The sequence below is a fragment of the Corynebacterium sp. CCUG 70398 genome (assembly GCF_024454055.1).
In the GTDB taxonomy this organism is placed as follows: domain Bacteria; phylum Actinomycetota; class Actinomycetes; order Mycobacteriales; family Mycobacteriaceae; genus Corynebacterium; species Corynebacterium genitalium.
Genome location: NZ_JAGPYZ010000006.1, coordinates 63,792 through 89,300, shown reverse-complemented (window position 1 = coordinate 89,300; position 25,509 = coordinate 63,792). Strand labels below are relative to the sequence as shown.

General features: G+C 64.7%; 19 protein-coding genes and 1 tRNA gene. 8 read left to right on the top strand and 12 right to left on the bottom strand.

The genetic code is table 11. The annotated features are described in order from the left end of the window. Positions 1-4: 4 nt before the first annotated feature. From KBX07_RS08050 to trmB, 5 genes are all read right to left on the bottom strand, one after another. A complete protein-coding gene (locus KBX07_RS08050; protein ID WP_370687278.1) occupies positions 5-1,531 on the bottom strand; it encodes an FAD-binding protein in 1,527 nt (508 codons plus the stop codon). A gap of 100 nt (positions 1,532-1,631) precedes the next feature. Continuing rightward, positions 1,632-2,654 carry a YbhN family protein gene (locus tag KBX07_RS08045; RefSeq protein ID WP_005288117.1) on the bottom strand — a complete coding sequence of 341 codons (1,023 nt, stop codon included), beginning with the start codon at positions 2,652-2,654 and terminating at the stop codon, positions 1,632-1,634. Further along, positions 2,647-4,923: an MMPL family transporter gene (locus KBX07_RS08040; protein ID WP_256023703.1), complete on the bottom strand. Its 2,277-nt coding sequence runs from the start codon at positions 4,921-4,923 to the stop codon at positions 2,647-2,649. Before KBX07_RS08040 ends, KBX07_RS08045 begins: the two co-directional genes overlap by 8 nt. Positions 4,924-4,931: 8 nt before the next feature. Then, on the bottom strand, positions 4,932-5,603 hold the full coding sequence (locus KBX07_RS08035; RefSeq protein ID WP_005288123.1) for an NYN domain-containing protein: 672 nt from the start codon (positions 5,601-5,603) through the stop codon (positions 4,932-4,934). Then, a complete protein-coding gene (gene trmB, locus KBX07_RS08030) occupies positions 5,596-6,372 on the bottom strand; it encodes a tRNA (guanosine(46)-N7)-methyltransferase TrmB (RefSeq protein WP_256003841.1) in 777 nt (258 codons plus the stop codon). The genes KBX07_RS08035 and trmB overlap by 8 nt, the downstream gene beginning before the upstream one ends. 189 nt (positions 6,373-6,561) lie before the next feature. On the opposite strand from trmB, the gene KBX07_RS08025 reads away from it, so the two are divergent. Continuing rightward, positions 6,562-8,376, top strand: a complete 1,815-nt coding sequence (locus KBX07_RS08025) for a phosphoenolpyruvate carboxykinase (GTP) (RefSeq protein ID WP_256023701.1) — start codon at positions 6,562-6,564, stop codon at positions 8,374-8,376. Positions 8,377-8,682: 306 nt separating this feature from the next. Here KBX07_RS08025 and KBX07_RS08020 read toward each other — a convergent pair whose 3' ends face one another. Further along, on the bottom strand, positions 8,683-9,453 hold the full coding sequence (locus tag KBX07_RS08020; RefSeq protein ID WP_256023700.1) for a class I SAM-dependent methyltransferase: 771 nt from the start codon (positions 9,451-9,453) through the stop codon (positions 8,683-8,685). Between the two features lie 34 nt (positions 9,454-9,487). On the opposite strand from KBX07_RS08020, the gene KBX07_RS08015 reads away from it, so the two are divergent. Further along, on the top strand, positions 9,488-10,573 hold the full coding sequence (locus tag KBX07_RS08015; protein ID WP_256023698.1) for a glycosyltransferase family 4 protein: 1,086 nt from the start codon (positions 9,488-9,490) through the stop codon (positions 10,571-10,573). Positions 10,574-10,726: 153 nt separating this feature from the next. Here the strand turns inward: KBX07_RS08015 and KBX07_RS08010 are convergent, their stop codons facing one another. Next, positions 10,727-12,301, bottom strand: coding sequence for a hypothetical protein (locus tag KBX07_RS08010; RefSeq protein ID WP_256023696.1), 1,575 nt, complete (start codon positions 12,299-12,301; stop codon positions 10,727-10,729). Continuing rightward, the gene (locus KBX07_RS08005; RefSeq protein WP_256023695.1) at positions 12,285-12,860 is read right to left on the bottom strand and encodes a DUF3068 domain-containing protein; all 576 of its coding nucleotides are present in this window, start codon (positions 12,858-12,860) and stop codon (positions 12,285-12,287) included. Before KBX07_RS08005 ends, KBX07_RS08010 begins: the two co-directional genes overlap by 17 nt. Between KBX07_RS08005 and KBX07_RS08000 the strand changes: the two genes are divergently transcribed. Next, positions 12,859-13,989: an acyltransferase gene (locus tag KBX07_RS08000; protein ID WP_256023694.1), complete on the top strand. Its 1,131-nt coding sequence runs from the start codon at positions 12,859-12,861 to the stop codon at positions 13,987-13,989. The genes KBX07_RS08005 and KBX07_RS08000 overlap by 2 nt on opposite strands. 180 nt (positions 13,990-14,169) lie before the next feature. Here the strand turns inward: KBX07_RS08000 and KBX07_RS07995 are convergent, their stop codons facing one another. Then, positions 14,170-17,262, bottom strand: coding sequence for an alpha-(1->3)-arabinofuranosyltransferase family protein (locus KBX07_RS07995; protein WP_256023693.1), 3,093 nt, complete (start codon positions 17,260-17,262; stop codon positions 14,170-14,172). Between the two features lie 8 nt (positions 17,263-17,270). Continuing rightward, positions 17,271-17,474: a DUF2613 domain-containing protein gene (locus tag KBX07_RS07990; protein ID WP_005288147.1), complete on the bottom strand. Its 204-nt coding sequence runs from the start codon at positions 17,472-17,474 to the stop codon at positions 17,271-17,273. Between the two features lie 273 nt (positions 17,475-17,747). On the opposite strand from KBX07_RS07990, the gene KBX07_RS07985 reads away from it, so the two are divergent. Further along, entirely contained in the window at positions 17,748-18,914 is a 1,167-nt protein-coding gene (locus KBX07_RS07985) for a glycoside hydrolase family 3 N-terminal domain-containing protein (RefSeq protein ID WP_256019447.1), read from the top strand. Between the two features lie 111 nt (positions 18,915-19,025). Continuing rightward, positions 19,026-20,645 (top strand): VanW family protein, encoded by a 1,620-nt coding sequence (locus tag KBX07_RS07980; protein ID WP_256023747.1) that lies wholly within the window; start codon positions 19,026-19,028, stop codon positions 20,643-20,645. A gap of 25 nt (positions 20,646-20,670) precedes the next feature. On the opposite strand, the gene KBX07_RS07975 is transcribed toward KBX07_RS07980, so the two are convergent. After that, entirely contained in the window at positions 20,671-21,393 is a 723-nt protein-coding gene (locus KBX07_RS07975; RefSeq protein ID WP_256023691.1) for an alpha/beta fold hydrolase, read from the bottom strand. Positions 21,394-21,603: 210 nt separating this feature from the next. Beyond that, positions 21,604-21,677, bottom strand: a tRNA-Gly gene (locus KBX07_RS07970). 99 nt (positions 21,678-21,776) lie between these two features. Between KBX07_RS07970 and dcd the strand changes: the two genes are divergently transcribed. From dcd to KBX07_RS07955, 3 genes are all read left to right on the top strand, one after another. Next, a complete protein-coding gene (dcd, locus tag KBX07_RS07965; protein ID WP_005288157.1) occupies positions 21,777-22,340 on the top strand; it encodes a dCTP deaminase in 564 nt (187 codons plus the stop codon). Positions 22,341-23,344: 1,004 nt separating this feature from the next. Next, positions 23,345-24,013, top strand: a complete 669-nt coding sequence (locus KBX07_RS07960) for a hypothetical protein (protein WP_256023690.1) — start codon at positions 23,345-23,347, stop codon at positions 24,011-24,013. Between the two features lie 89 nt (positions 24,014-24,102). Next, positions 24,103-25,440, top strand: a complete 1,338-nt coding sequence (locus KBX07_RS07955; RefSeq protein ID WP_040424122.1) for a UDP-glucose/GDP-mannose dehydrogenase family protein — start codon at positions 24,103-24,105, stop codon at positions 25,438-25,440. Positions 25,441-25,509: the final 69 nt, after the last annotated feature.

The following is a 25,509-nucleotide window of genomic DNA, read 5'->3' as shown; positions in this document are numbered from 1 at the left end:
CCTCCTATGCGTTGTCAATTGTCTTTTCGTACAGGCCCGGGAACCTCAGCTCTGGGTCGTAGCGCTGCTTCATCTGCTCCGGCAGATCACCGCCATAGAGGTTCTTGAACTGGGAGCGGCTGTAGAACGCCTCCGAATACAGTGATTTGTGCCCGCCCAGCTCTGTGACTTTCGCTTCAATGATCTTGTTAAAGGCACCCGGTTCCTGTTTGTCAGACACGTGGTCGGCGGGCACGCCTGACCAGAACCCGACGTTGACCCATGTGGTTCCCGGTTTGAGCGGGTACAGCGGCCACGGTTCGGATTCGCTGAATCCGACCCCGGAGAGTTCCTCCACGCCTGCGCGGAGGCGGATCGGGCATAGCCACACCGGTTCGATATCGCTGGCGCTGAAGAACCAGGAGAGGAACTCGGCGACGTGGTCATCTGTGACCTCGATGTCTTGGACTACTCGTTCAGTGCGGGGCAGACCTTTCGGCTTCTTCAGGAACCGGTATTCGAGGTCGTGTTTCTTGTCCGCGCCCACCAGTTTCCAGTAGAAGGAGCTGCGCCGTAGCTCCCGCGGCCACACCGCGCGTACCTGCGGATGTTGGGCACCGAATGCTCGGGAGCACCAGAACCAGTCGGTGTCCCAACGCCAGATGTAATCGCGGATGGTCAGGTAGTCGTGTTTCGTGCCTTCCGGGTGTTGGATCGAGCGGTAGTAGATCCCTTGCCGGGTGTAATCGGAGGTGCCGGCAGCGGTGTCAACCTGAAACGCCAGTACCAGGTACTGCTCTTCGGGGGAGAAAGCAACGGCATCGAGACCGTGCAGGTCGCGGCCTCCCCACTCCCCCGACGTGGCCAGCTGCGCCAGCGCCGCCTGGAACGTGTCTAGGTCGCTGTAGCGAACATGCTTTAGCTCAATGAACGGGGCAACCTCCTCCAGTTCGATCTTCAGCCGCACGGCGTAACCGAGAGACCCGTAGGAATTCGGGAAGGCACGGAACAATTCGACGTTGCGTTCGCGCGAGCACGTGAGGAGCTCTCCGGTCCCGGTGATGACGTCCATTTCCAGGACGGACTCGTGCGGCAGACCGTTGCGGAAACTAGTTGATTCCACGCCCATTCCAGACACCGCGCCCCCGAGGGTAATGGTCTTCAACTGCGGCACGACAAGCGGTGCCAGCCCGAACGGCAGTGTTGCGTCGACGAGGTCCTCGTAGGTGCACATTCCTTGCACATCGGCAGTTTTTGCGACGGGGTCAACCTCGATGACACCCCCGAGGCCGCTGACGTCGAGACCGGTCCCGCCGCCAGCGCGCGAACGAAAGAGATTCGACGTGCGCTTGGCTAAGCGCACACGCTGCCCGCCGGGCACGGCATCGAAGCTGCTCGTGAGCGTATCGACGCTTCCTTGATGCGCATTCCACCCCACCGGCTGAACGCGCCGTCCGTCCATGCGTGGGGCGCCGGCAATTCTCGTCGCTATGTTTGCGGCGGCATTTGTGATTACCCCCGCTAGATTGAGCAAGCCCGGAGTAGCACTCATAGTTGCCACTGTAGACCCTTTCCTTACGTCGTGCGCAGCAAGCACGAGGGGCTTGGGAACCACAGGGTGCTCACGACGGGAGCGGGAGTACCGCGACGCCTCAATCGGGCCCGTTCGCCTGCGGCCTGCCGAGCATGAAGCCTTTTCCGGCATAGACCAGCAGGTAAATTACCCAGCCGATAAGCGTGATGAAGGCGAAGGAAATGATCCGGTAGACCAGCGTCGCTGCGGTGGCATGGACGAGGGTCAGGCCGGAAGCGACCAGTGACGCCGTGGCGACGGGTTCGACCGTGCCCACGCCGCCGGGGGTGATCTGGGCGGCGCCGGCGAGCTTGGTCATGATGAACGCCAGGGCGACGCCTTGGATCGTGGTCTCATCCGGGCCGGTGGTGAAACCGGGGGCGGACAAACCGCTGGCGGCGGTGACGGCCCAGACGGAGAAGTAGAGGGTGGCTACGTCGAAAAGCTGGTTGAGCAGAGAGAACGTCGTGGCGGCGACGAACTCGGGCACCGTCATGCGGATCGCGGAGAGCTGGTTGATCACGGTCAGAACCCGCAATTCAACAGTCGGCGGAAGGACCCGCGCCCACCGGGTCAGCACACCCGGGTTGAACGCCGCCCAGAACACCAGACCAATGGCCACTAGCGCCACCACGAGCGAGCCGACAAGCGCCCACACCGACAATCGCGCGCCGAGGAAGATCACGGCGGCGATGCCGATGACCACCATCCACACGGTGGACAGTGCCCCGGAGATGACGAAGAACCATCCGCACCGTCCGGTCGAAGCTCCCCAGGACCTATGCACCCGGTAGGTCAGCCATGCGGACAGTGCGGGCCCGCCGGGAATGGAGGTGGACCAGGCGTTGCTGGCCAGGGTGATGGCGGTGCAGTTGGGGAGGGTGGAGCGGACGCCATCGTCGATAAGCAAAATGCGCATGACGGCGGCCATGGCCACGATCGCGAGCAACGAGGTGACCACCGCCGCGCAGATGGGGGCGGGGTTGGCGTGGCGCAGCGCGGTGAACGCGTCGCCGAGGAAGTCCAGCTCGTTGCGGAAGGCGAACAGAAGGACCGCCAGCACGACGACTGGCGCAATCCATCCGATCCACCGCTTATCCATTCAACCGCCGCATCAGCTCGTCGAAGGGGATGAGGTCCGCGTCCTGGTCGACGGTGACACCGGAGCGCACGTGACGGTTCGCGGCGACGGTTCCGCTGACGGGAATGTCACCCGTGTACGGGTGCGTGTGCGCGGTCGGGGTGGGATCTGAACCCTCGCCGAAGGACTCGTAGACCTTCTTCACCCAGCGCGGCGCCCACCAGTTGTCCTCGCGCAGCTCGTGCATCACCGCAGGCACAAGCAGCAAGCGGATCAGCGTCGCGTCGAGCGCCAGCGAAATGATCATGCCGTAGGAGATGTACTTCATCATCACGATCTCGCTCAGCGCGAACGCCGCAGCCACAACAATCATGATCAGCGCCGCGGCGGTAATGATGGAGCCTGTGTGCGCAGTTCCATATTTCACGGCATCGCTTGTCGACGCCCCCTTGTGCCGCGCCTCCACCATCCGCGACACCAGGAACACCTCGTAGTCGGTGGACAACCCGTACAGAATCGCGATGATGAGGACGAGCACCGGGCTCATCAGCGGCCCGGGCGTGAATCCGAGCAGGCCCGAGCCGACGCCGTCGACGAAGACGAGGGTGAGGAAGCCCAGGGTCGCGCCAATGCCCAGGACGTTCATGATCACGGCCTTGATCGGCAGAATCATCGAGCCGAACAGCACCGCCATGAGCAGGAACGTGGCCGCGACCATGTACAGCGCCATCCACGGCAGGCGGTTCAGGAGTGCCTCGATGGACTCGACCTCCATCGCCGGCGTGCCGGAGACGTAGAGGTCCACGCCTTCCGGCGCTTCGATGTCACGCAGCTGATCGACGACGTCTTGGCCGCCGTTGCGGTCCGCCAGCGTGCCCGACAGGACCGTCGTGCCGTCCTGCGTCGGCTTGGACGGTGCGAGTGGGGACGCCAGGCCGGTGACACCGCGGGTTTGCATGACGACGTTGACAAGCTGCTCGTTCGACGCACCCGTGACCACCAGCTTGACGGGGTCGGTGCGGAAGGCGGGGAATTCCTCGTTGAATTCGTCCTGGGCCTGGCGGACCTCGTTGCTGGGCGGGAGGTAGCTCTCGTTGATGCCGCCGAAGGTGATGCCCACGATCGGGAGGGTGAGCAGCAGCAATCCGCCCGTGACGGCAACGATGACAGCCTTAGAGTGGCGCATTGCCCAGGCGGGGATCTTGTACCAGATGGTGTCTTCAAGCCTGCGGGCCGTGCGGGATGCGCGGCGGACCGACCACTTATCGATGCCGCGTCCCAGCATCCCGAACAGCGCCGGCAACACCGTCACCGAAATCACGGCGGCGAGCACCACCGCGCAGATCGCGCCGTACGCGACCGATTTGAGGAAGGCCTGCGGGAACATGAGCAAGCCGGATAGAGCCACGCCCACCATGAGCGCCGAGAAAAACACAGTCTTGCCCGCCGTGGTGGTTGTCTCCGCGACGGCATCTTCTATATCGGCAGGCGTGTTGCCGCGCCGGTCGAGCTCCTCGCGGAAGCGCGAGACCATGAACAGGCCGTAGTCGATGGCCAGGCCCAAGCCCAGCAGGGTGATGACGGACTGGGAGAAGACATTCACCTGTTGGAACTGCGCCAGAATAGACAAGATCGACATCGAGCCGATGATGGACAAGATGCCCACCACCAGCGGCATGCCGGCCGCCACGACACCGCCGAAAACGAACAGCAGGATGACGGCCACGAAGATGAGGCCGATGCGCTCGGCCCGGGCGATGTCGTCGGCCATGCCTTGGTCAAGGGCATCGGCTACAGCGGTGGCGCCGGCGACCTGGACGGTCGCGCCGGGGACCTCGATCGCTTCGAGCTGCTCCTCGAGCGCGCGGTAGTCCTTCAAGGTTTGCTCACCGTCGCCGGCCAGGCCGATTGCGGTGAAGGCCTTCGTGCCGGTCGCGTTAGCCAGCTGCGGGTTCTTCGCGTCGAAGTAGCTGGCCATGTGGTCGACTTCCGGGCGGTTCTTCAGCGCGTCAATCTGCGTCTTGGCGGAGTCGAACACGGCCGGGGAGGCCACGCCTTGCTCTGCCGTGACCAGCAGGATCACATCGCCGGCGTTATCGCGGCCGAAGGTCTCTTCCTCGATCACAGCCGCGGTGGTGGAGTCCGCGTGCGGGTCCTCCCACCCCTCCTGCGACAGGCGGTCGCCCAGCTTCGAGCCCCACAACACCTGCATGAGCAGGATGATGGCGATGACTACGACAGGGATGATCCTCCGGTGCCGGTAGGCGATGCGGCCCCACGTGTAGAACAAGAAGCCTCCTAACCTTTGTTGAGCAGAGCGGAAAGCGGGCGGAAAGGCTGCAGCCAGGCGCCGTCCTCCGGCAGCTGGTCAAGGTTGACGCGCGGCAACGGCTCGCGGAACACGCCAGGAATGTCCTCTAAGTCTACGAACGTGATGGCAGGGGAGGTGACTGCCCAGCTGGCGTGTTCGTGGAAACCTAGGACGGTGGCGGGCAGGCCGTCGGCGGAAAGCTCGTCGAGAAGCTCGTGGAAGTTCTGGCCGTCGGCGGACGCAACGACCACGCCTTGCAGTACTCCTTCTGCGCGGCGGCGCTCGATGTGCTCGATCATTTCGCCGTCGACGTCGGAGTCGTCGTCAGCCTTCGGCTTGGCAAAGACCGCGAAACCGACATTGCGCAGCGCCTCGACCCACGGGCGGACCACGTCGGCCGAGCCGGGGGAGACGTTGGTGAACACGGTGGCTTCCGGCTCGATGCGCCGGCCCGTGCGGGCAGAAAGATCTTCGGCTTGGTGGACCAGCCAGCGGCCGATTGCGTCGAAACGCGGGCGGTGCGAGGACGTGGGCCGCCCGCCCAGAATCGCACCCAGGCCCATGTCCAGGTTGGGGGCGTCCCACACCAGCAGCAGGCTGTCCGGACCCGCCTCTGCGCCGGGCGCGTAGGGGTGGGTCATGTTGTGAAGGTCATTCATTTTTCTTTTCCCAGAGGTATTCGCGAATAACGTGTTCTTTATCCAGGCCTTTGCCTTCGAACTTCGTAATTACTTGACGGTTCGTCAATATGGGTGCATTCTCCCACGGCCACCCCTTGTATTCGAGCATTGGCTCTACATTGACCAGCTCATCAATCCATTCTGCGTAGTCCGCATGATCGGTCGCGACGTGCAGCACACCGCCCGGCTTGAGCCGTGTGGCAATGAGATTGAGCGTCCCCGACTGAATAATGCGCCGCTTGTGGTGGCGCGCCTTCGGCCACGGATCCGGGAAGAAAATGCGCACGCCGTCGAGCGACTCCGGCGCGATCATCCGCGCCAGCACCTCCACGCCATCGCCGCGCACCATGCGTATATTCTCAATCCCGCCGCGCACCACCGACCCCAGCAGCTTCGCCAACCCCGGCTTATACAATTCGACGGCGATCACGTTCGTGTCCGCTTCCAGCGGCGCCATCGCGCTTGTCGACGTCCCCGTCCCCGACCCAATCTCCACCACCGTCGGGTGCCCAGCGCGGCCGAACCACTCGTCGTAATTGATGTGCTGCTCGTCTTCGGTGTTTTCGAGAACAACGCCGAGCCGCGGCCACCATTCGTCGAAAAGCGCTTGCTGATTCTCAGTGAGCGTGCCTCGGCGGAACGTCACCGACCCGAGGCGCGGGTAATCCAGCCCCGTATCAAATTCAGTCTGCGGAGGGCGGCCGTGCGGAAGTTCACCAATAGATTCAGTCACGCTGACATTGTCCACTATGGCTGGTGAAAGCCCGAAATTTAGGCGCCACCTTATTTCGGGGGTGTGTAATCTGTGCCAACAACGCGCTTAAATGCGAGGTTCGCAACTGCCAGCGCAATCCTACGATCGTCGGATACGCTGGGGTTAACAAAAAGTTCATTTTGTAACACCGAGAACAGTAACCGCCGAGTGTGAGGAGAGTACATGGCTACCGCAGTGAAGGGCCTTGAGGGTCAGGCCCCCACCGAGAACGAGCAGCTGATTGCGTGGATCAACGAGGCAGTAGACCTGTTCCAGCCGGACAACGTGGTTTTCGCGGACGGCTCCCGGGAAGAGTGGGACCGCCTCGCCGCTGAGCTCGTGGAAAAGGGCACCCTGATCAAGCTCAACGAAGAGAAGCGCCCGAACAGCTTCCTCGCCCGCTCCCACCCGTCCGACGTGGCGCGCGTGGAATCCCGCACCTTCATCTCCACCCCGACCGAAGATGGCGCCGGCCCGACCAACAACTGGGTCGCTCCGGACGAGCTCAAGGCCGAGATGACCGAGCACTTCCGCGGCTCCATGAAGGGCCGCACCATGTACGTCGTGCCGTTCTGCATGGGCCCGATCTCCGATCCGGACCCGAAGCTGGGCGTGCAGCTGACCGACTCCGAGTACGTGGTCATGTCCATGCGCATCATGACCCGCATGGGCCAGGAAGCCCTGGACAAGATCGGCCCGGACGGCGACTTCGTCCACTGCCTGCACTCCGTCGGCGCCCCGCTCGAGCCGGGCGAGGAAGACGTCGCATGGCCGTGCAACGACACCAAGTACATCTCCCAGTTCCCGGAGACCAAGGAGATCTGGTCCTACGGTTCCGGCTACGGCGGCAACGCCATCCTGGCGAAGAAGTGCTACGCCCTGCGCATCGCGTCCGTCATGGCACGTGAAGAGGGCTGGATGGCTGAGCACATGCTCATCCTCAAGCTCACCGACCCGGAGGGCAAGAACTACCACATCACCGCGGCATTCCCGTCCGCGTGCGGCAAGACCAACCTGGCTATGATCACCCCGACCATCGAGGGCTGGTCCGCGCAGGTCGTGGGCGACGACATCGCATGGCTCAAGCTTCGCGACGACGGCCTCTACGCCGTCAACCCCGAAAACGGCTTCTTCGGTGTCGCCCCGGGCACCAACTACGAGTCCAACCCGATCGCCATGCGCAGCATGGAGCCGGGCAACACCCTGTTCACCAACGTCGCCCTGACCGACGACGGCGACGTCTGGTGGGAGGGCATGGACGGCGAGGCTCCGGCCCACGCCATCGACTGGCAAGGTAACGACTGGACCCCGGAGTCCACCACCCCGGCCGCCCACCCGAACTCCCGCTACTGCGTGCCGATCTCCCAGTGCCCGGCCGCTGCCCCGGAGTTCGACGACTGGGAGGGCGTGAAGGTCGACGCGATCCTCTTCGGTGGTCGCCGCCCGGACACCGTCCCGCTGGTCACCCAGGCCCGCGACTGGAACCACGGCACGCAGATCGGCGCGCTGCTGGCCTCCGGCCAGACCGCCGCGTCCCTGGAGGCCAAGGTCGGCTCCCTGCGCCACGACCCGTTCGCGATGCTGCCGTTCATCGGCTACAACGTCGGCGACTACATGCAGAACTGGATCGACCGCGGCGCCGAGGGCGGCGACCGCATGCCGTCGATCTTCCTGGTCAACTGGTTCCGCCGCGGTGACGACGGCCGCTTCCTCTGGCCGGGCTTCGGCGAGAACTCCCGCGTCCTGAAGTGGGTTGTCGACCGTATCGAAGGCCGCGTCGACGCCGACGAGACCCCCGCCGGCCTGGTTGCCCGTGCCGAGGACCTCGACCTCACCGGCCTCGACACCGACATCGAGGACGTCCGCGAGGCCCTCGCCGTCACCCCGTCCGACTTCGAGACCGAATTCGCCGAGGGCGAGGAATACCTCAAGACCCTGGGTGACCGCGTCCCGCAGGAGATCTTCGACGAGCTGGAGAAGTCCAAGTCCAAGATCTAGGGATCGGCGCGAGCCCGGGCCTGATTTAGGCCCGGAATGATCGGCCACTGCGGAAAAGTTGACAAACTCGATTTCGCTCTAGAACTGAAACCGCTGGTCACAGCGGTTTCCGTCTTTTGGGCGGGGTCAGGATTGTCAACTTTTCCGCGTTCTCGGGGGCGAGTCCTGCACACGTTGACAAACACCAATCCTGCCTAGAAACATCCGTGCAGGTCAGGGCGATTTCGGTGAGTAAATCGAAATCGAGTTTGTCATCTTTTGCAGCGGGGGCTCGCGCGGCGGGGGCCGTGCACCGGACGCGCCAGGCTACCGCGGCCGGAGAACCACAACGAGGTTGGAGACTGCGAACTCGCGCAGGCCGGGCACCTTTGTCACCCACCAGGCCCAGCTCGGGTGGTAGCGGGGAAACGCGAGTAGTAGGTCGGCGACGCCGGCCTGGGTTTTCTGATGGGACCAGGTGAGGCCCCAGGTGGTGGGGACGTCGAAAAGCGAAGTGCCCCAGACGTTCTTCGGGGGGTGGCCGTGCATGCGCTCGTAGCGGCGGCGGGCGAACTCCCCGCCGACGTAGTGCTGCCACAGGCCCGTTTCGTGGCCGCCGAAGGGGCCCAGCCACACCGTGTAACTGATGATGGTCAGCCCGCCCGGCTTGGTCACGCGCAGCATTTCGTCGCACATCGCGTCCGGGTCGGGGATGTGCTCGACAACGTTGGACGAGTACACGATGTCGAAGACCCCATCGTGGAAGGGGAGGGCGGTGCCGTCGCCACGTACGGCGCCGTAGCCGGACAGCCCGGCCGCCGACATCTCGGACACGCTCGGCTCAAGGCCGACATACCACGCGCCGGCCTGCTCGAACTCGGTGGCGAAGTAACCGGGGCCGCCGCCGACATCCAGCACGGATTGGCCGTGGAGGGGGCGGTTGGTGAGGTCGTGGGAGAGGGCGTCGATAAGCAGGCGGGTGTCGCGCGCAAGCCCCCCGTAAAAGATGTCGGGGCGCGACTGCTCGTGGCGAAATGACCGCAACAGCCCGAAAGAGCGCCGAAGCGTGGCCAGTCTGCGTGTGCGCGGTGCCTTCATTCCCGCCACTCTAGCCACGGTAAGGTGGACGGGAATGAAGATCCTCCTCCTCTGCTGGCGCGACACCACCCACCCCCAGGGCGGCGGCAGCGAACGCTACCTCGAACGCGTCGGCGCCTACCTGGCTGAACAGGGGCACGAGGTGGTGTATCGCACGGCGTCGCACACAGACGCTTCACGACGGTCGCTTCGCGACGGCATCCTCTTCCAGCGCCTCGGCGGCAAATACTCCGTTTACCTGCTGGCCCCGCTCGCGATCTGGCGGCAGCGGCCTGACGTGATTGTGGATACGCAAAACGGGATCCCCTTCTTCGCGCGGCTATTCACCCGTCGGCCGGTCGTCCTGCTCACGCACCACTGCCACGAGGAGCAGTGGCCGGTGGCCGGGCCTGTGATTGGGCGACTGGGGTGGTTCCTGGAGTCACGTTTGGCGCCGCGGGTGTACCGGGGTGCGCGGTACGTGACGGTGTCGGAGGCGTCGCGGGCAGATCTCGTGTCGTTGGGGGTGCGCCGGGAGGACATTGCGATCATCGAGAACGGTGTCGACCCCGTTCCCGCTGACCTGCCCGTTCTTGGTGGTTCAGGTTTGCGGGTAGTGGTGCTGTCGCGTCTGGTGCCCCACAAGCGGATCGAGCAGGCCATCGATGCTGTGCGGTGGATCGACGGGGTGACCCTCGACATCATCGGCTCCGGCTGGTGGGAAGACGAGCTGCGAGCTTACGCCGCCGAACTTGGCGACCGCGTCGTCTTCCACGGCCACGTCAACGACACCTACAAGCACGCCGTCCTCGCCCGGGCATCGCTGCACCTGATGCCGTCGCGCAAGGAAGGGTGGGGGCTCGCCGTGACCGAGGCCGCCCAGCACGGCGTGCCCACCGTCGGGTACCGCTCCGCCGGTGGCCTGTGCGATTCCATTGTGGACGGCGAGACCGGTGTGCTCGTGTCCACTGAGCAGGAGTTTCACACGGTGGTGCGTGGCCTGCTGGCCGATTCGGATCGGCGGGAAGCGCTGGGTTCGGCTGCTCGTACCTTCGCAGCGCAGTTCTCCTGGCAGGAGACCGGCCGGAAGTTCGCTGCGCTGCTGGAGGGGTTCGTTGGGGGCGGTGCCCGGGGGCGGTAGAGCGGCGAGCGGCTGCTGTCGGATGTGATCGGCTGGGGTGGACTGGGGCTTGAGAGGGTTTGAGCCGGCCGATACATTTTTAGTATCGCCTTCTAGGCTTCGCCTGCGGCGTTTTCCCAGGTGGGATTTCACCCGAGACGTCAGAAGGCGATACTAAAAATCTATTCCGGGGGTTGAGTGGCGTGAATCTGCCTCGGGCAGTCGCCTGCGCCGAGCAAAAGCATCCCGGCGAGAAGTGCCGCGGGCGGCGAGGTCGAGGAGCGGTACTGCGAACCAGAGCGCCAGCAAGCCGAGACCAAGCCCATTGCGTTTGCGGGCCGGAAGACCGGCGTCTTCGACAGTGAACCCGTTCGCGTCGGGGCGAACGACCAGGCCGACTTCGGGGTCGGAGTAGTAGCGGGCCGTGGCGGGGTCGTACTCGCCGGCCTCTGCACCTGCGAAGATCTCGTTTGCGGCGCGCCAGCGGGGGGAGGGGGTGTCGGTTTCGGTGCCGTCGACGACGAGGGATCCCGATTCGACCACGTTCATAGCCTTCGTGGCGGGGTCGATGACCGGGATGCCGTCGGACCTCGTCAGGAGTGTTGGCCGGTCGACAAAGAAGACGTCCCGGCCACGGTGATCAATCTCGGGAACGGCGACCTCTACTGGCGCGAGGAGCGCCACCGCCCGCGGGGCGTCAGGGACCTGGAGCAGGGCGAGCACAAGAGCGACGGCGGGAAGGCGCAGGTCGACCACACGCAGCGAGGCCGCCGCCACGACGAAAGCGGGGAGGGCGAGGGCAGTGAACTTTTGGGCATCGCGAAGAAGTCCGCCGCCCGGAATCGTAGACACGAGCCACCCCATTGCGCCGGGGAGCAGCCACGACACCAGAGGGACAGCGAATCCAATGCCGGCCAGGATGAGAAGCGGGCGCGGCACCCGTCGCGCGGCCACGCAGAGCAGCGCGAACAACAGAACTCCTACCAGCGCAAACCCGACCTGCCGGGAAGCGGGGGCCGCGTCACCGTTCCAGATGCCACCGAGCCCCATGAGGGAACCGAGGGTGCCGGCGTAGGTCTCTGCACGGGGTGCGAAGGCGGTTGCGGAGGCAGCGGTCGCGGTGGTTGTCCCGGATCCGAGGCTCAGCACGCTCGGCACCACCCATGGCAGGCAGCCCACCACACCGGCGACAGCTACATGCCATCGCCGGTTCACAGCGACCCCCGCGAGCAGCGCGAACAATCCGCCGGTCGGGGTAAGTGAGGCACCCCACATCGCCAGAATCTGCCCCGGCCCTCGACACAACGCCACGGCTGGCAGCAGCCAGGCCGCCGCAGCGAGCGACCATTGGCCCTGCAGAAGACGCTCCACGACGAAGGGGTTCCACACAGCGATCGTCATAGCAGCGGCCGAGGACCACAAGCCGCGGCCCGAACGCGCGCCAACCCACGCCGCCGCACCAGCCGCAGCCACCATGAACAGCGCCACGAACCATGTCGCCGGCACGACCGCCCCCAGCACCGCAAGGACAGCATCCTGCGGCGCGTTGCGCCCCGGCAGGTCTCCAAACCCCAGCGACGCGTGGGTCAGGTAGGGCCGCGGCAGCACCATCATGTCGCGCAGGGCCAAGGAACCCCCGCCGAAAACGAGCAGGAAAGGCCAGGTCAGCGACCCGACGAGGAACACACCCCAGGCGACGAGCAGTACCCGCGCGACGGGGAAGCGTGCACCGTTATCTCCGCCGGACAAGGAACACCGCCCCGGTCACAGCCGCCGCCAGCGCCACGAGCCGGGCGACCACGGCTAGCAGCTGCAGCCACCACAGCACCCTCACCTTGGATTGCGCTTCGGCCACCTTCTCATTGCGGGTATCGGGGGAGAGGCGGGCGGGGCCGTTGGTGGCGTCGATAAGCGTGCCCGTGCGACGCTCAATTTCGTACGTGCGCCCATCGCCGCTGAAGCGCAGCGTGCGCATGCCGTCGACGGTGCCGGGGCCGACGTAGTCGACGCGCGTGCCGTCGTAAATGTCGTAGCTGCGGCGGTCGGGTTCCCACGGGAAGAAAATGACCTGACCGCGGTTGGTTTCGCCGGAGTCGCGCGAGATTTCCGCGTCGATGCCGTCGCCGGTGATGCGCGCGGACTTGCGCGGGCCGGACACCTCGAACGTCTCTGTCGAACCATCGTCCCAGCTCAGCATGTAGGTCCCGTTGTCGATCAGCTTCATCGCGCCGATCACCGGCGGCGCCACGAAGTTGCCCAGCGCGAGCGCGATGACGAACACCGCCAAGCACCACCACAGACGTTTCATGGGACTCCTCTACAATTTCGGTATTACGAACACTAGCAAGCTGCCGGAGCTCGAGGGCCTGCGCGCGGTCGCCGCCCTCGGGATTGTGGTCACGCACGTTTCGTTTCAGACCGGGTTGGGGTCACGGTTGCTGGAGCGTTTCGATTATTTCGTCGCTGTGTTCTTCGCGCTGTCCGCGTTCCTGCTCGCGCGTGGTCCTCGGCGGCGAGGCTATTATCGACGGCGCTTCGCCCGCATCGCGCCCGGTTACCTTGCGTGCGTCTGCATCGTCATGGCGGCGCTGCCCTCCCTGACCGGGTTGTCGCCGTTGCAGGCGGTGGCGCAGGTGTTCATGCTGCAGATCTACGTGCCCGAGGGGCTTGTTCCGGGACTCACTCAGCTGTGGAGCCTCTGCGTTGAAGTGGCGTTTTACCTGGTCTTGCCGCTCTACCTCGTGCTGGGGCCCCGCGCCCGCGGGATCCTGCTGCTCGCGGTCGTCGTGTTCGGTTTGAGTTGGCCGTGGTTGATCACGCTTATCGACGCCCCCGTCAACCTCCAAATCTGGCCCCCCTCCTACGCACCATGGTTTGCGGTCGGGCTGCTGTGCGCGGAGTTCGAGCGCTTATCCGCGGCACCGCCCCTGACCCGATTCACCGGCTTCCGCTGGATCTTTCCGGTTGTGGCCCTCGTGGTCGCGTGGGTCGCCGGGCATGTAGGCCCGCCCGGTCTGCAGCACCCGACGCCGGCCGAGTTCAACGTGCGCATCATTCTGGGGACGGTCTTCGCCGCCCTGTTCGTCGTGCCGTTCGCGCTGGCGCCGTCGACCGGGGCCGGCCGGCACTCCAAGCCGCCGTTCTTAGCCGGGCCCGTGATGGGCGCGCTGGGGAAGTGGTCTTACGGGATCTTCCTCTGGCACGTCGCCGTGCTGGAGATGGCGTTTCCAGTGCTTGGGGTGGACTTGTTCAGCGGCAGTCTCCTGGACTTCGCCACAGTGCTGGCATTCACCGTTGTCGTGTCTGTGGCCGTGGCGTACATCAGCTACGTGCTTGTCGAAGCCCCCGCCATGCGCCTCATCCTCGGCCGCCCGCCGACAACTGCGGCGGGTCAGGGCAGGCGGGGCAGGCGGACTGGGCGCGGCCGCCGGCAGTAGCAACCCCAGAGCCCCGAAGAATACTGCTCACCCATATGCGCCTGAACGCATGCTTTTGACCAGCGCGTTTATGTGAGCAGTATTCCGGAAAAGGCCGAGCAGTATTCTGGGGATTGGGTGGGTGCTCGTTTGCGGGGTCTGCGGCCACTCCGCATTGCGGAGTCCCTGGGGTTTTGCAGACTACCGCCGCCGCCACCACTCGCCGGCAAGGCCGGCGATGGCGACGCACCCGGCGATCGTCACCAGCACCGAGTCACCGGCGTAGTTAGCCGCAGGCCACGGAGCGCGGGCGAGCCACAGCCCTATGAAGCCGACCGCGCCGGCTGCGAGCGCCCACCCGGGAATCAAGGTGAAGCGGCGGATGAGCAGCGTGACCAGCCACGCGCCGGCCCCGTGCCAGCCACCGACAAGGGTGGTCGCGGCGAGCGTGGCCAGCGCGGTCACTACCTGGGAGGCCCACGCGGCGGGGGCGGCGGCAACATTAGCCGCGAAAGGTGCCGCGGCCGAGCGCGGCCGGCGCGAGTCGATGCACAGGCAGGCGGCCACGGCGAGCAGGCTGAGCGCGCCGCCGAAAACAAGGCTGAAATAGAAGAATCGAGACCCGGCGAAGGACATGCTGAACTCGCCGGCCAGGCCGGCGGGGACGGTGAAAGCTTGCATGCCGGAATCGATGCGCGTCGGCTCGAGGGGGACGTCGCCGATGAAACCGCGCAGCCCGGAGTTGTAGGCGCGGGCGGTCATGATGATCCGATCCCGATCGGAAGCAGGACCGGAAGCAGTGACGGTGCCGTCGAAGGGCTCCCACGGCGAAGCAGCAGCGCCGGATTCAGCACCCGCGCGCGTCAAGGCCACGGTCTCGGATTTGGTCACAATGGTGTGGCGGCCAGCGCTGAGGGTGACGGGGCCTGGGGGGCGGGGTGTGCCGTCGATAAGCGCGCGGGTGGACAGCTCGAATGTGCCTGCCTCTGTCTCGAAGGAGCGGTGCAGAAGCTCGGTTGCGGGGAAAAGTCGCTGGAAGAAGTAGGTGTCGGCGATGCCGTCGACAGTGACGATGCGGCGCACGCCGAACTCGAGTTCGCTGATACCGACGGGTTCGGTGAGCTCGATGGTGACCGAGTCGCCCTTGATATCGACCGTTTCAGGCTCGTCGGCGCGCAGCTCGACGGTGCCGCTGTCAAGCGTGCCGGACCAGTGCACGGTCGTGTCGTCGGTCGCGGTGATCGTGAACGCGCCGGGCTCACCGTCGGCGACGGCCTCGATCCACGGGTCGCGGTCGCCCGGCGCGGGGTGCCACGCGGTGTCCTCAATGCCGTCGAACGCGCTGTTCAAGGACTTGGATGGTTTCGCGCCGCCGAATGCGTCGACGTCCGCGGCGCTTGACGACGCCCGACCAATCCCCTCCTCACTCACCCCCACAAGACGACCCTCAGAGGGGTAGTCGGGGAGACGGTTGTGCACGTCGCCGCCCTCCCAGATGTCGTCCTCGATGGAGCCGTAAGGCAGGTGCGCCGTTGTTGGACCCTTGAGCGTGCCGTAGTTGCGTTTCACCAGGGCGGGGGTGTCGGTGATGATGTCGGCATCGGCAGGCGAGGCGGTGAGGGTGCGCGGGGAGTAGCCGAATTCGCGGTCGAGCAGCGGCAGGACCTCGCCCCCGCCGGCGACCGTCGCGGGGTCAGCGCCGATCATCATGCCGCGCTCGCGGTCGAACAGGTAGACCGAGAGGTCACCGAAGACCTTGGGCTTTCCGAAGCCTTCAGCGAGCTCAGGCAGCTCGGGGTCGGCAGCGAGATCCCCGCGCACCACGACGGCTCCAACACCGATCGAACGCAGCGCCTCGGGGTCGAGCGCGGCGACCTGGCCGTCGAGGCCGCGGATGGCCTCGGGGTCCACAAGCGGGATGGCATCGCGGACGGCGAAGGGGACATCGGTGAGGGCCTGGATCGGCTCATCACGCGTCCAGCCCCAGGTCTGCCGCGCGAAGGATGTCGCCGGCACGACGAGAGTGCGGGTTCCGGCTGCCTCCTCATTGAGGAATGCAGCGGCGGCCTGCCAGTCCTCGGAGACCTCCGTCCACGTGCCTTCCGGCAGCAGCCGCAGCGTCCACGCCGGCGCAACCGCAATCACGGCAACGAGCACGACGGCCACAACCCCCGGCCCGCGTGGTTTCATCCGCGCTACCGCGTACCCCACGCCGAGGCAGATGGGCAGCCTGACCAGTGGATCGAGTTTGTGCAGGTTGCGGAAGGGGGCGAGGGGGGCGTCGAGAAGCGAAAGCCAGATGCTGGCATGCGTGCCCATGAGTGCAACACCGAGGCACAGCAACACGATGGGGTAGCCGCGGCCTTCGAGCGCGAGACCGGCAATGCCCAGCGCGGCGATCGCGAGCGTGGCCAGCACAAACACCGGCTCGGTGACCAGCAGATGCCCCGCGACGCGCTCGGTGTCCACGAACGGTGACCACGACGTTGTGCCGCGCAGCAATTCGGCGAGGTTGAGCCAGCGCGTGGTCACGAAGGAGGACTCGATGAAGTCCGTGAACGGCGGCGAATAACGGCCGAGCACCAGCAGCGGCCCGATCCACCACGCACTGACCGCCGCGACACCGACGAGCCATTTCGCCAGCGCAGGCCACGCGCGCAGCCAGATGAGCAGCACGAACGCGGGCAAACACGCCATCATCGTCGCGGTCGCGTTCACCGCGCCCATCAGCGCGACGGGGATGACCGCCGCCGCGACGTTCGGCTTGCGCTGCATCAGCGGCACCAGCGTCCACGGCACCAGCGCAACGGGCCACGCCTCCGACGAGATCGCGGTCAAGGTGGTCAGAATCCGTGGGCTCAGTGCGTACAGCGCCGCGCTTATCGACGACTCGCTCAACCGGTACATCCCCGAAAACGCGACCCCCATGACAACCGTCCACCACAACCGCTGCGCCACCCAATCCGGCAAGGGTTCCGTGAGCAGGAAGAATAAGCCGTGGGGGAAGAGGTAACCGTAGGCCTGGTTCTGGATCTGGCCCAGTGTGAACGTGTCGGTGTAGGCCTGTGTGGCCTGGGAGAGGAAACCGGCCGGGTCCGCCGACAAGTCGAACTTCGTGTCGGCGGCGGTGCGGCCTGGGGGTTGGAGGAAAGAAATGAGAGCCAGGACGATCCAGCCAATGATGTGCGTGCGGGCGTCAGGGCTGATTTCGGCGAGGGGATGTGGGCTGGTGCGGCTAGCGTGGGGGCCGGCAGTGCCGCTGGTACCGCGGCGGGGAATGCGCAGCGTGCGCATGGCGCCCTCTACTGTCGGGACCCGTACTCCGGCCCGCCGAGGACTGCCTGGTCAGCGGGAACGGCATTGCCCGCCGGGACCTGGTTCTGGCCGGAGAAGCTAGCGATGCCGATCACGCCCACAATCCCCAGCACAACGCCAGTGACAGTGCTGGCCAAAACCGGGCCGATGGAGCGGCGGGGCCAGGAAGCGAATCGGTTCGTCATGGTCATAGACCCTACCACGGCAGGTGTGCGAGGCCAGAGCCGTTGTGCAAGTGCGGCTGGGGTCTTCTCTGGGGTCCGGCAGGTGTCTGTGCAGGCCCGCTGCGGAAAAGTTGACGTCCGCCGCCGTTTGATGGAAAGGCCCCACTTTTTGACCTGCATGGACGGACCAATAAGCGGGTTCGCATGTAAAGTTTTCCGCAGTTTTGTCTCCAAGGGTCAGGGGCTAAGATTGTCTCGGCAATCAACCGGCCCCGTCCGGACCAACCCAAGGAGCGACCTGTGCACGTACGACCAGCAGCGGCCATCGCAGCTGTCGCGTTGACGTGCGCCGCATGCGTTCCGGGAGGTCAGCCCAGCAACGAGGAGGCTCAGTCCGAGCAAGTCCAGGTCACCGCAACGGAAACGAACGTGGTCACCGTGACACCTGTTCCGGAGAAAACCGAGGCTGAGAAGCGCGTGCCGGAGGACCTGCGCATGCGGGTGGCCTCGCTGATGGTGGTCGGTGCGGCGGATTATGACCAGGCCCGCGCCGCGCTAGAGCAGGGAGCTGGCGGTCTGATCATTCCCAGCTGGGCCGACCCGAAGCTGCTCACGGAGCCGGGCCGCAACATCAATGCGCTGCGCGAGGAGTTCGACCGCCCTTTCACGGTGGCCATCGACTTTGAGGGCGGCCGGGTGCAGCGCCACTCGGACGTGCTCGGTTCCTTCCCCGCGCCGCGCGACTTGGCCAATCAACCGCCGGAAGTCATCCGCGGCACCGGTTACGACATCGGGGTCACGCTGCGCAAGCACGGCATCAATGTCGATTACGCGCCGCTGCTGGACTTGGACGTCACGGACCTGGACATCGTCGGCGACCGCGCGTTCGGTCAGACACCGGAGCGTGTGTCAGAAGTCGCGACCCTTTTTTCGCAGGGGCTTGTCGACGCCGGAGTCACCCCGACCTTCAAGCATTTCCCCGGCCACGGCCGTGCCTCAGGCGACACCCACCTCACTTTGGCGGTCACGCCGCCGATCGAGGAGCTGAACGCCTCAGACCTGGTCCCGTACGGGACGGTGTTGCCGCAGTTTCCTACGGGGTCTGTCATGGTGGGGCACATGGTGGTCCCGGGGGTTGGTGAACCGAACACGCCGTCGTCGTTGAACCCGGCTGCGTACCGCATGCTCCGGGAGGGCAACTATCCAGGTGGGAAGCCTTTTGCGGGTGTCGCGGTGACCGATGATCTTTCCGGCATGCGCGCCATCACGGATCTCATGCCCACACCGGAGGCGGTGCGCCGCGCGATTGCGGCTGGGGCGGATCAGGCGCTGTGGTCGTCGGGAAGCGATCTGGGTCCGGCGATCGATGCGACGGTCGGTGCGGTCGAGCGCGGCGAGATTCCGGAGGAGCGGATCAACGCTGCTGCTGCGCGTGTCCAGCAGCAATTTATTGATGCCAACCTGTGAGTTGCTCGGCAGTCCACTAACCTTATGTGGGTGAGTTCTATAAACGCAGCTGGAAACGGGCAACGTAGCGGTTCGCGGACCGGCCGGATTGTGGCCGGATTCCTCGTCGGCATGCTCGTGCTGCTGTTGGGTCTGTACCTGGCAGACGTGGCGTTCAACCGGGGGCATGTCCCGCGCGGCACGACTGTCGGCGGTGTGGAGATCGGCGGCATGGAGCCGGCTGCGGCCGTCAGCAAACTCGAAGACGAGCTTGGCGGCGTCAGTTCCCAGCCTGTTAAAGCTGTCGCCGGTGAGCAGAGCACCGAGTTCGTCCCCGAACAGGCGGGGCTGAGCGGTGACTGGCAGCGCACGGTGGATGACGCCGGCGTGGAGTCCCTCAACCCGGTCTCCCGCCTGGCTGGGTTTTTCCGCAATAAAGAGGTGGACATTGTCTCCACGATCGACCACGACAAGCTGGTCGGTTCCGCTGAGCGCGTGGCTGGCGATCTGACCGTGAAACCGGAGGACGGTGCGGTGGCCCTCGAGGGCGGCGAAGTCAAGGTGACCGACCCGAAGGATGGCCAGGACGTCAACCGGGAAGAGCTCGAACGTGCGATGTCGCTAACGTGGCTCAACCCGGACGGTGTCGAGGTCGAGCCGCAGGTGACGCAGCCTGCGATTAACGACGATGTGATCAAGCAGATCGTCGACGGCCCCGCCGACAAAGCCCTGAAAGGCCCGCTGACGCTGAAGGGGGAGCAGGACACCAACGCGGTGATCGAGAAAGACCGGATGGGTGAAGTGGTCACGTTCCGCAACGACCCCGAGGCGAAGAAGATCATCCCTGAGGTCCACGGCGCCAAAGCACAGGAGATCTTCGGCGAGCAGCTCAAGGACACTGTGACCAAGATGGAAAACGCCACGATCAGCGCCTCCGGCGAGGTCACTCCGTCCAAGGACGGCAACGAGATCAAGTGGGACGAGACCATGAAGGACTTTGACAAGCGCGTGATCGGTGATCAACCGCGCGAGTGGGAGGCCAAGTACCACGCTGTCCCGGCCACCTTCAAGACGGAGGACGCGGAGAAGGCGACCTTCAACGAGGAGGTCGGCTCATTCACCACCGGCGGTTACGAGTCGGCGTCGGGCCACAATATTAAGATCGTCGCCGAGCAAGTCAATGGCGCGGTGGTCAGCCCGGGTGAAGAGTTCTCCTTGAACGGTTTCACCGGCCCGCGCGGCAGGGCGCAGGGTTATGTCGAGTCCGGCATCATCATCGATGGCCGCGCCGGGCGGGCTGTCGGCGGCGGTATTTCCCAGTTCGCCACCACGTTGTACAACGCGAGCTACTTCGCCGGCATGACGGATGTGGCCCACACGCCGCACTCTTACTACATTTCCCGCTACCCGGCCGGCCGCGAAGCCACTGTGTACGAGGGCGCAATTGACCTGGTGTTCAAGAATGACACCCCGCACCCGGTGAAGATTGTCACGCACTTCGGCGGCGGCGAGATCACGGTGAAGATGATGGGTGTGAAGTCTCGCGAGGTCGAATCCATCAACGGCGGCCGCTGGGCGCACACCGACCCGTCGACGCAGTCGCTGTCCGGCGAGGGCTGCATCCCCTCGGGCGGAGCACCAGGCTTCACGACGTCCGACACCCGCATCGTCCGCGACCTGTCCGGCAAGGAAATCTCCAACGAGACCACGACGACCGTCTACGACCCGCAGCCGATCGTGCGCTGCGGTTAGCCCGGTAAACGGGCTAACCGCAGGCTTAACGGGGTGAAGTCTCGCCCGGCGCGCGCTCTAAGCCCCACAAGGTCAGCTCGGCCGTTTCGTGGTCGCGCGGCATCAGCGGGTGCAGCGGGGCGCCGGGGATTTCCAGGTTGACCACGTCGGCGCCGTCGATAGGCGTGAGGATGGAGGTCTCCACAGGCGTGACCACGTGGTCGCGCCGGGAGTACAGCGAGGTATACATCACGCGCGGATTGGTATCGGGCACAGTGGCGAGTTCGTGCGACCATTCCGAGCCCGCGAGTTGCTGTACTGCGCTGGGGCTGGCCATGCGTTCCCAGAACTTCGGGTTGCGGCCCGTGATGGGGTTGATGCGCGCGGCGTATCCGCGCAGGTCGGTGCCGTGGAAGTTGGCGCCCATGGCCACGACGCGCTCGACTCGTTCGGCCCCGCCGGCAGCGATGAACAGTTTGGTCAGCAGCCCGCCCTGGGAGTGGGCCACTACATTCACCTTCGATGCTCCGGTTTCACTCAGTACGTGGTCGACGTTCTCGCCCAGCTCGTCGACCATGTCCTCGATCCGCCCAGTCCCGGCGAGACCGGGGATGAGCATCCTGCCGTAGTCGTACCCCCAGACCCAGTGGCCGTGGGAGGAGATGAGGCGGGCGTTTCGTCGAAAAGCAATGGTGCGGCTGTTGATGCCGTGCACGTAGAGGACAGGTGTCGCGTGCTGGGCGTCGAAGCTGGGGTCGTTGAAGAGCACGCCCCTAGTTTAAATACCGCACGTGGAGGGAGGGTGGACCCCGGCTCGGTGGTGCCGGAATACTGCTCGGCTTTTTCTGGAATACTGCTCGTAGATTCGTGCTGGTCAGAAACATGCAAAAGCGCTAATGTTTGCCAGTAGTATTCCGGCCGCGGTGCGGCGGCGGGCGCCAAAACGACGAAAGGCCCAGGCGTGTGCCTGGGCCGAGAGTGGAGCCGGCGACGAGAATCGAACTCGCACTCTCAGCTTGGGAAGCTGATGTTCTACCACTAAACTACGCCGGCATGCTTTCTACCAGGTTAAATGGTGCCTGATGTGAAGCAGGCTCAATCGTAGCACCGCCACCGTGCCCCACGAAAAACGCCCGCATCTAGAATGAAGCCGTGCTTCTTTCAGATCGCGACATCACGACAGCCATCAGCGACGGCCGCCTGGGTATCGACCCCTTCGATGAGGCGAACATCCAGCCCAGCAGTATCGACGTGCGCATGGACAACCTGTTCCGCGTGTTCAACAACTCGAGGTACACGCACATCGACCCGAAACAGGAGATGCCGGATCTGACCACCATGGTCGAGGTGGAAGAGGGCGAGCCGTTCGTGCTGCACCCGGGCGAGTTCGTGCTCGCGGCGACGCTGGAGACCTTCTCGCTTCCCGACGACCTCGCCGGCCGCCTCGAAGGCAAGAGCTCCCTGGGCCGGCTGGGCCTGCTTACCCACTCCACCGCAGGCTTCATTGATCCGGGTTTTTCCGGCCACATCACCTTGGAACTGTCGAATGTGGCCAACCTGCCGATCACATTGTGGCCGGGCATGAAGGTGGGGCAGCTCGCGCTGTTCAAGATGTCGTCCGCAGCCGAAACCCCTTACGGTTCGTCGAAGCTCGGGTCGAAGTACCAAGGCCAGCGGGGGCCGACGCCGTCGAAGGCGTACCTCAACTTCCGGTAACCAAGGGATAGCGCTGGATTACCCGAGGTATACGGGCTGGGCCGCTAACTAGCACGTGTGCCTCGGGCCAAAGGCTATTGAGAAGCCGGCTTGAAACTCGGTGCCAGTGACGCAGCTGCTGCAGATTGAGGAGCGGTTCAAGGTGCGAGGCCCGGTTTCGTGCTTGCCTCAAGGTTTCAGCCCATGTGTAGGCCTGGTAAGCCGACGCTTTGAAGCCTTGGCTGAGAGCGTCCTCCCAAAGGTCGACGCGAGGGCCCGAACGCTGGCCGTTTAAGGAGGGCGGTTTCGGGATGAGCTGCAACCAGGTGCCGAATGATAGAGCCGCGACTAGGTCATCGTGGTTGGGGTTATCTTTAGTGCGCCTTTCACGTGCTTTGGTTTCCCACCAGTATTTATACAGGGGCCGCTTGGTAGTAGGGCGCCATGAGCGTGGTGGAGTGCTCCTGACGATGTGCGATAACGGAACCGCTGGCTTTGTAATCCAATCCTTGGTGCCGATTTTTTCCTGGTTCCATATCCTCAGCTGCTGGTCGATGCAGTCGCGTAGGGCTACTTCCACAATCGATGTCGTGCTGGTAACTGCAGCCGCCGCTTCGATGTTCCATAAGTAGAGATCCAAGGCTGTGTAGGGGTTTGGTCCTTGCCCAGAGTCGGTCTCTGCCAAATAGGTTGCGAACCTGGGTGCCGGGATCCGGCTTATTACGTCATCCGCTATGCGTTTCTTCAACCTCCCCCCCCCTGCAGTGCCGCCCGATCAACCGTTATAATCCACAGTACAGCGCGGGAATCACCCGTATAGGATTTCAAACAAGCGGTCTCTTCTGGGGCCGCTTGTTTGATGTTTGGCGCCTAGGGGTTCGCATAACCTCACAATTTGGTCACAGCGGGCCTCCGTCACAGCGCGGAGGTCAATCTGTCACTACCGTGGTTTTCAAGAGGTTTTCACCAACGAAAAACATTTTCGCTAGGGGAAACCGGATGAACCAACATTTAGGAGTGACATCATGACCAGCCCATTCGATTCCGAGAACCGCACCGGTGACATTGACAACACAGATAACGCACCGGACCGTAGCTACGCCGACACTGATCGCCGCAACGAGGACCTGCACGACTCTGCACGTGACACCTCCACTGAGGAGCACGGTGTGCGGCGCGACGGCAGCGTGGACACGCACCTGCGCGACGAGCGCACGCTTGACGACGGCCGCGTGGTCAAGTCCGAGCCGGTTGACCTGGGCGTGAAGGACGTTCACGCGGATGGCCAGGGCTGCACCTGCGGTAACCACGGTGAAGGCTGCACTTGCGGCCACCACAAGACCTGCGACTGCCCTCCCGGTGAGTGCCACTGCCATGGCCACGCCGGTGAGCAGGGCGCGCACCGCAATGAGGGCGCGCACCGCAATGAGGGTGGTGTTCCGGACCACGGCGACTGCGCGTGCCAGCAGTGCCAGGAGCGCCGCCGCGACAACAACAGCGAGACCCGCGACAACGGCGAAGAGAAGGACTTCACCCACCCGGACACGGTGAACGAGGACGGTACGAACCCGGCTGTCCGTACCGTCGATAAGGCGGAGGGCTACAACGAGAACGCATCCTGGAACGACGGCATTGAGCCGGCACAGCGTCAGGAGCCGCGCTCGTACGAGAACGAGGACGAAAGCGTCAACTAAGCCTCTGGGTCGCTTTGTTCATTACTTATTAGACAAGGCTTAACCGTGAAAGCCTTTTACATGCGTGCTGAGTGGGCATAATGGCCCCCATGCGCATGACTGTTATTGGCACTGGTTACCTCGGAGCAACTCACGCCGCCTGCATGGCGGAGCTGGGGCACGAGGTGCTGGGGATTGATGTTGACCAGGCGAAGATCGACGCTCTGAAGAATGGCAGGGTGCCGTTCTTCGAGCCGGGGCTTCCGGAGGTGCTGGAGCGCAACATTTCCAATGGGCGTCTGAGCTTTACCACGGACTACGAAGAAGCCGCTCAGTTCGCCAACGTCCACTTCATCGGAGTGGGCACTCCGCAGCAGCGCGGGTCCTATGCGGCGGATACGACCTATGTGGAGGCTGCCGTCGATAGTCTCGTGCCGCACCTTGAGGGTGACCACGTGATCCTGGGCAAGTCGACCGTTCCCGTCGGCACGGCGGCGGCACTGCAGGAGCGTGCGGACAGGCTCGCCGAGCAGGCGGGCAAGGGCGCCAGCGTGGAGATCGCGTGGAACCCGGAGTTCCTCCGTGAGGGCTACGCCGTGCAGGACACGATCACCCCGGACCGCATCGTTTTGGGTGTGAACACCCAAAACGAAGGAACATCGACGGCAGAAGCTGTCGCCCGCGAGGTGTACGCGGAGCCGCTGAACAACGACACCCCGTTCATCGTCACGGATCTGCAGACCGCTGAGCTGGTGAAAGTCTCAGCGAACGCGTTCCTGGCCACGAAGATCAGCTTCATCAACGCCGTGTCAGAGGTCTGCGAGAATGTCGGCGCGGATGTCACGCAGCTTGCCGACGCCATTGGTCACGACGACCGCATTGGCCGTAAGTTCCTCGGTGCCGGCCTGGGCTTCGGCGGCGGCTGCCTGCCGAAGGACATTCGCGCCTTCATGGCTCGCGCCGGGGAGGTCGGCGCCGATCAGGCACTGACGTTCCTGCGCGAGGTCGACGCGATCAATATGCGCCGCCGCGAGCGCGTGATCGATCTGTCGCGGGAGATTCTCGGCTCACTGATCGGCAAGCGGATCACGGTCCTCGGCGCGGCGTTCAAGCCGAACTCCGACGATGTCCGCGACTCGCCGGCCCTTGCCGTCGCCGGCCAGCTCAATCTCTCCGGTGCCGCCGTGCGCGTCTACGACCCGCAGGCCATGGACAACGCGCGCAAGGTCTTCCCGACGCTCGATTACGCCGCGTCGCTTGATGATGCCCTCACCGGCGCTGAGCTGGTCATCCTCGCCACCGAATGGCAGGACTTCAAGGAGCTCGACCCAGCTCACGCCGGTGAGCTCGTTGCGGAAAAGCGGCTTATCGACGGGCGCAACGTCCTCCCCGTCGACGCCTGGCAGGCCGTAGGCTGGCAGCTCTGGGCGCTCGGCCGCACCCTCTAACGGAGGTCCGTTCGAGGGGGGAAGCATTTTTATTCAGGATTGTTTACAACATTCTGTGTTGCAGGTAGT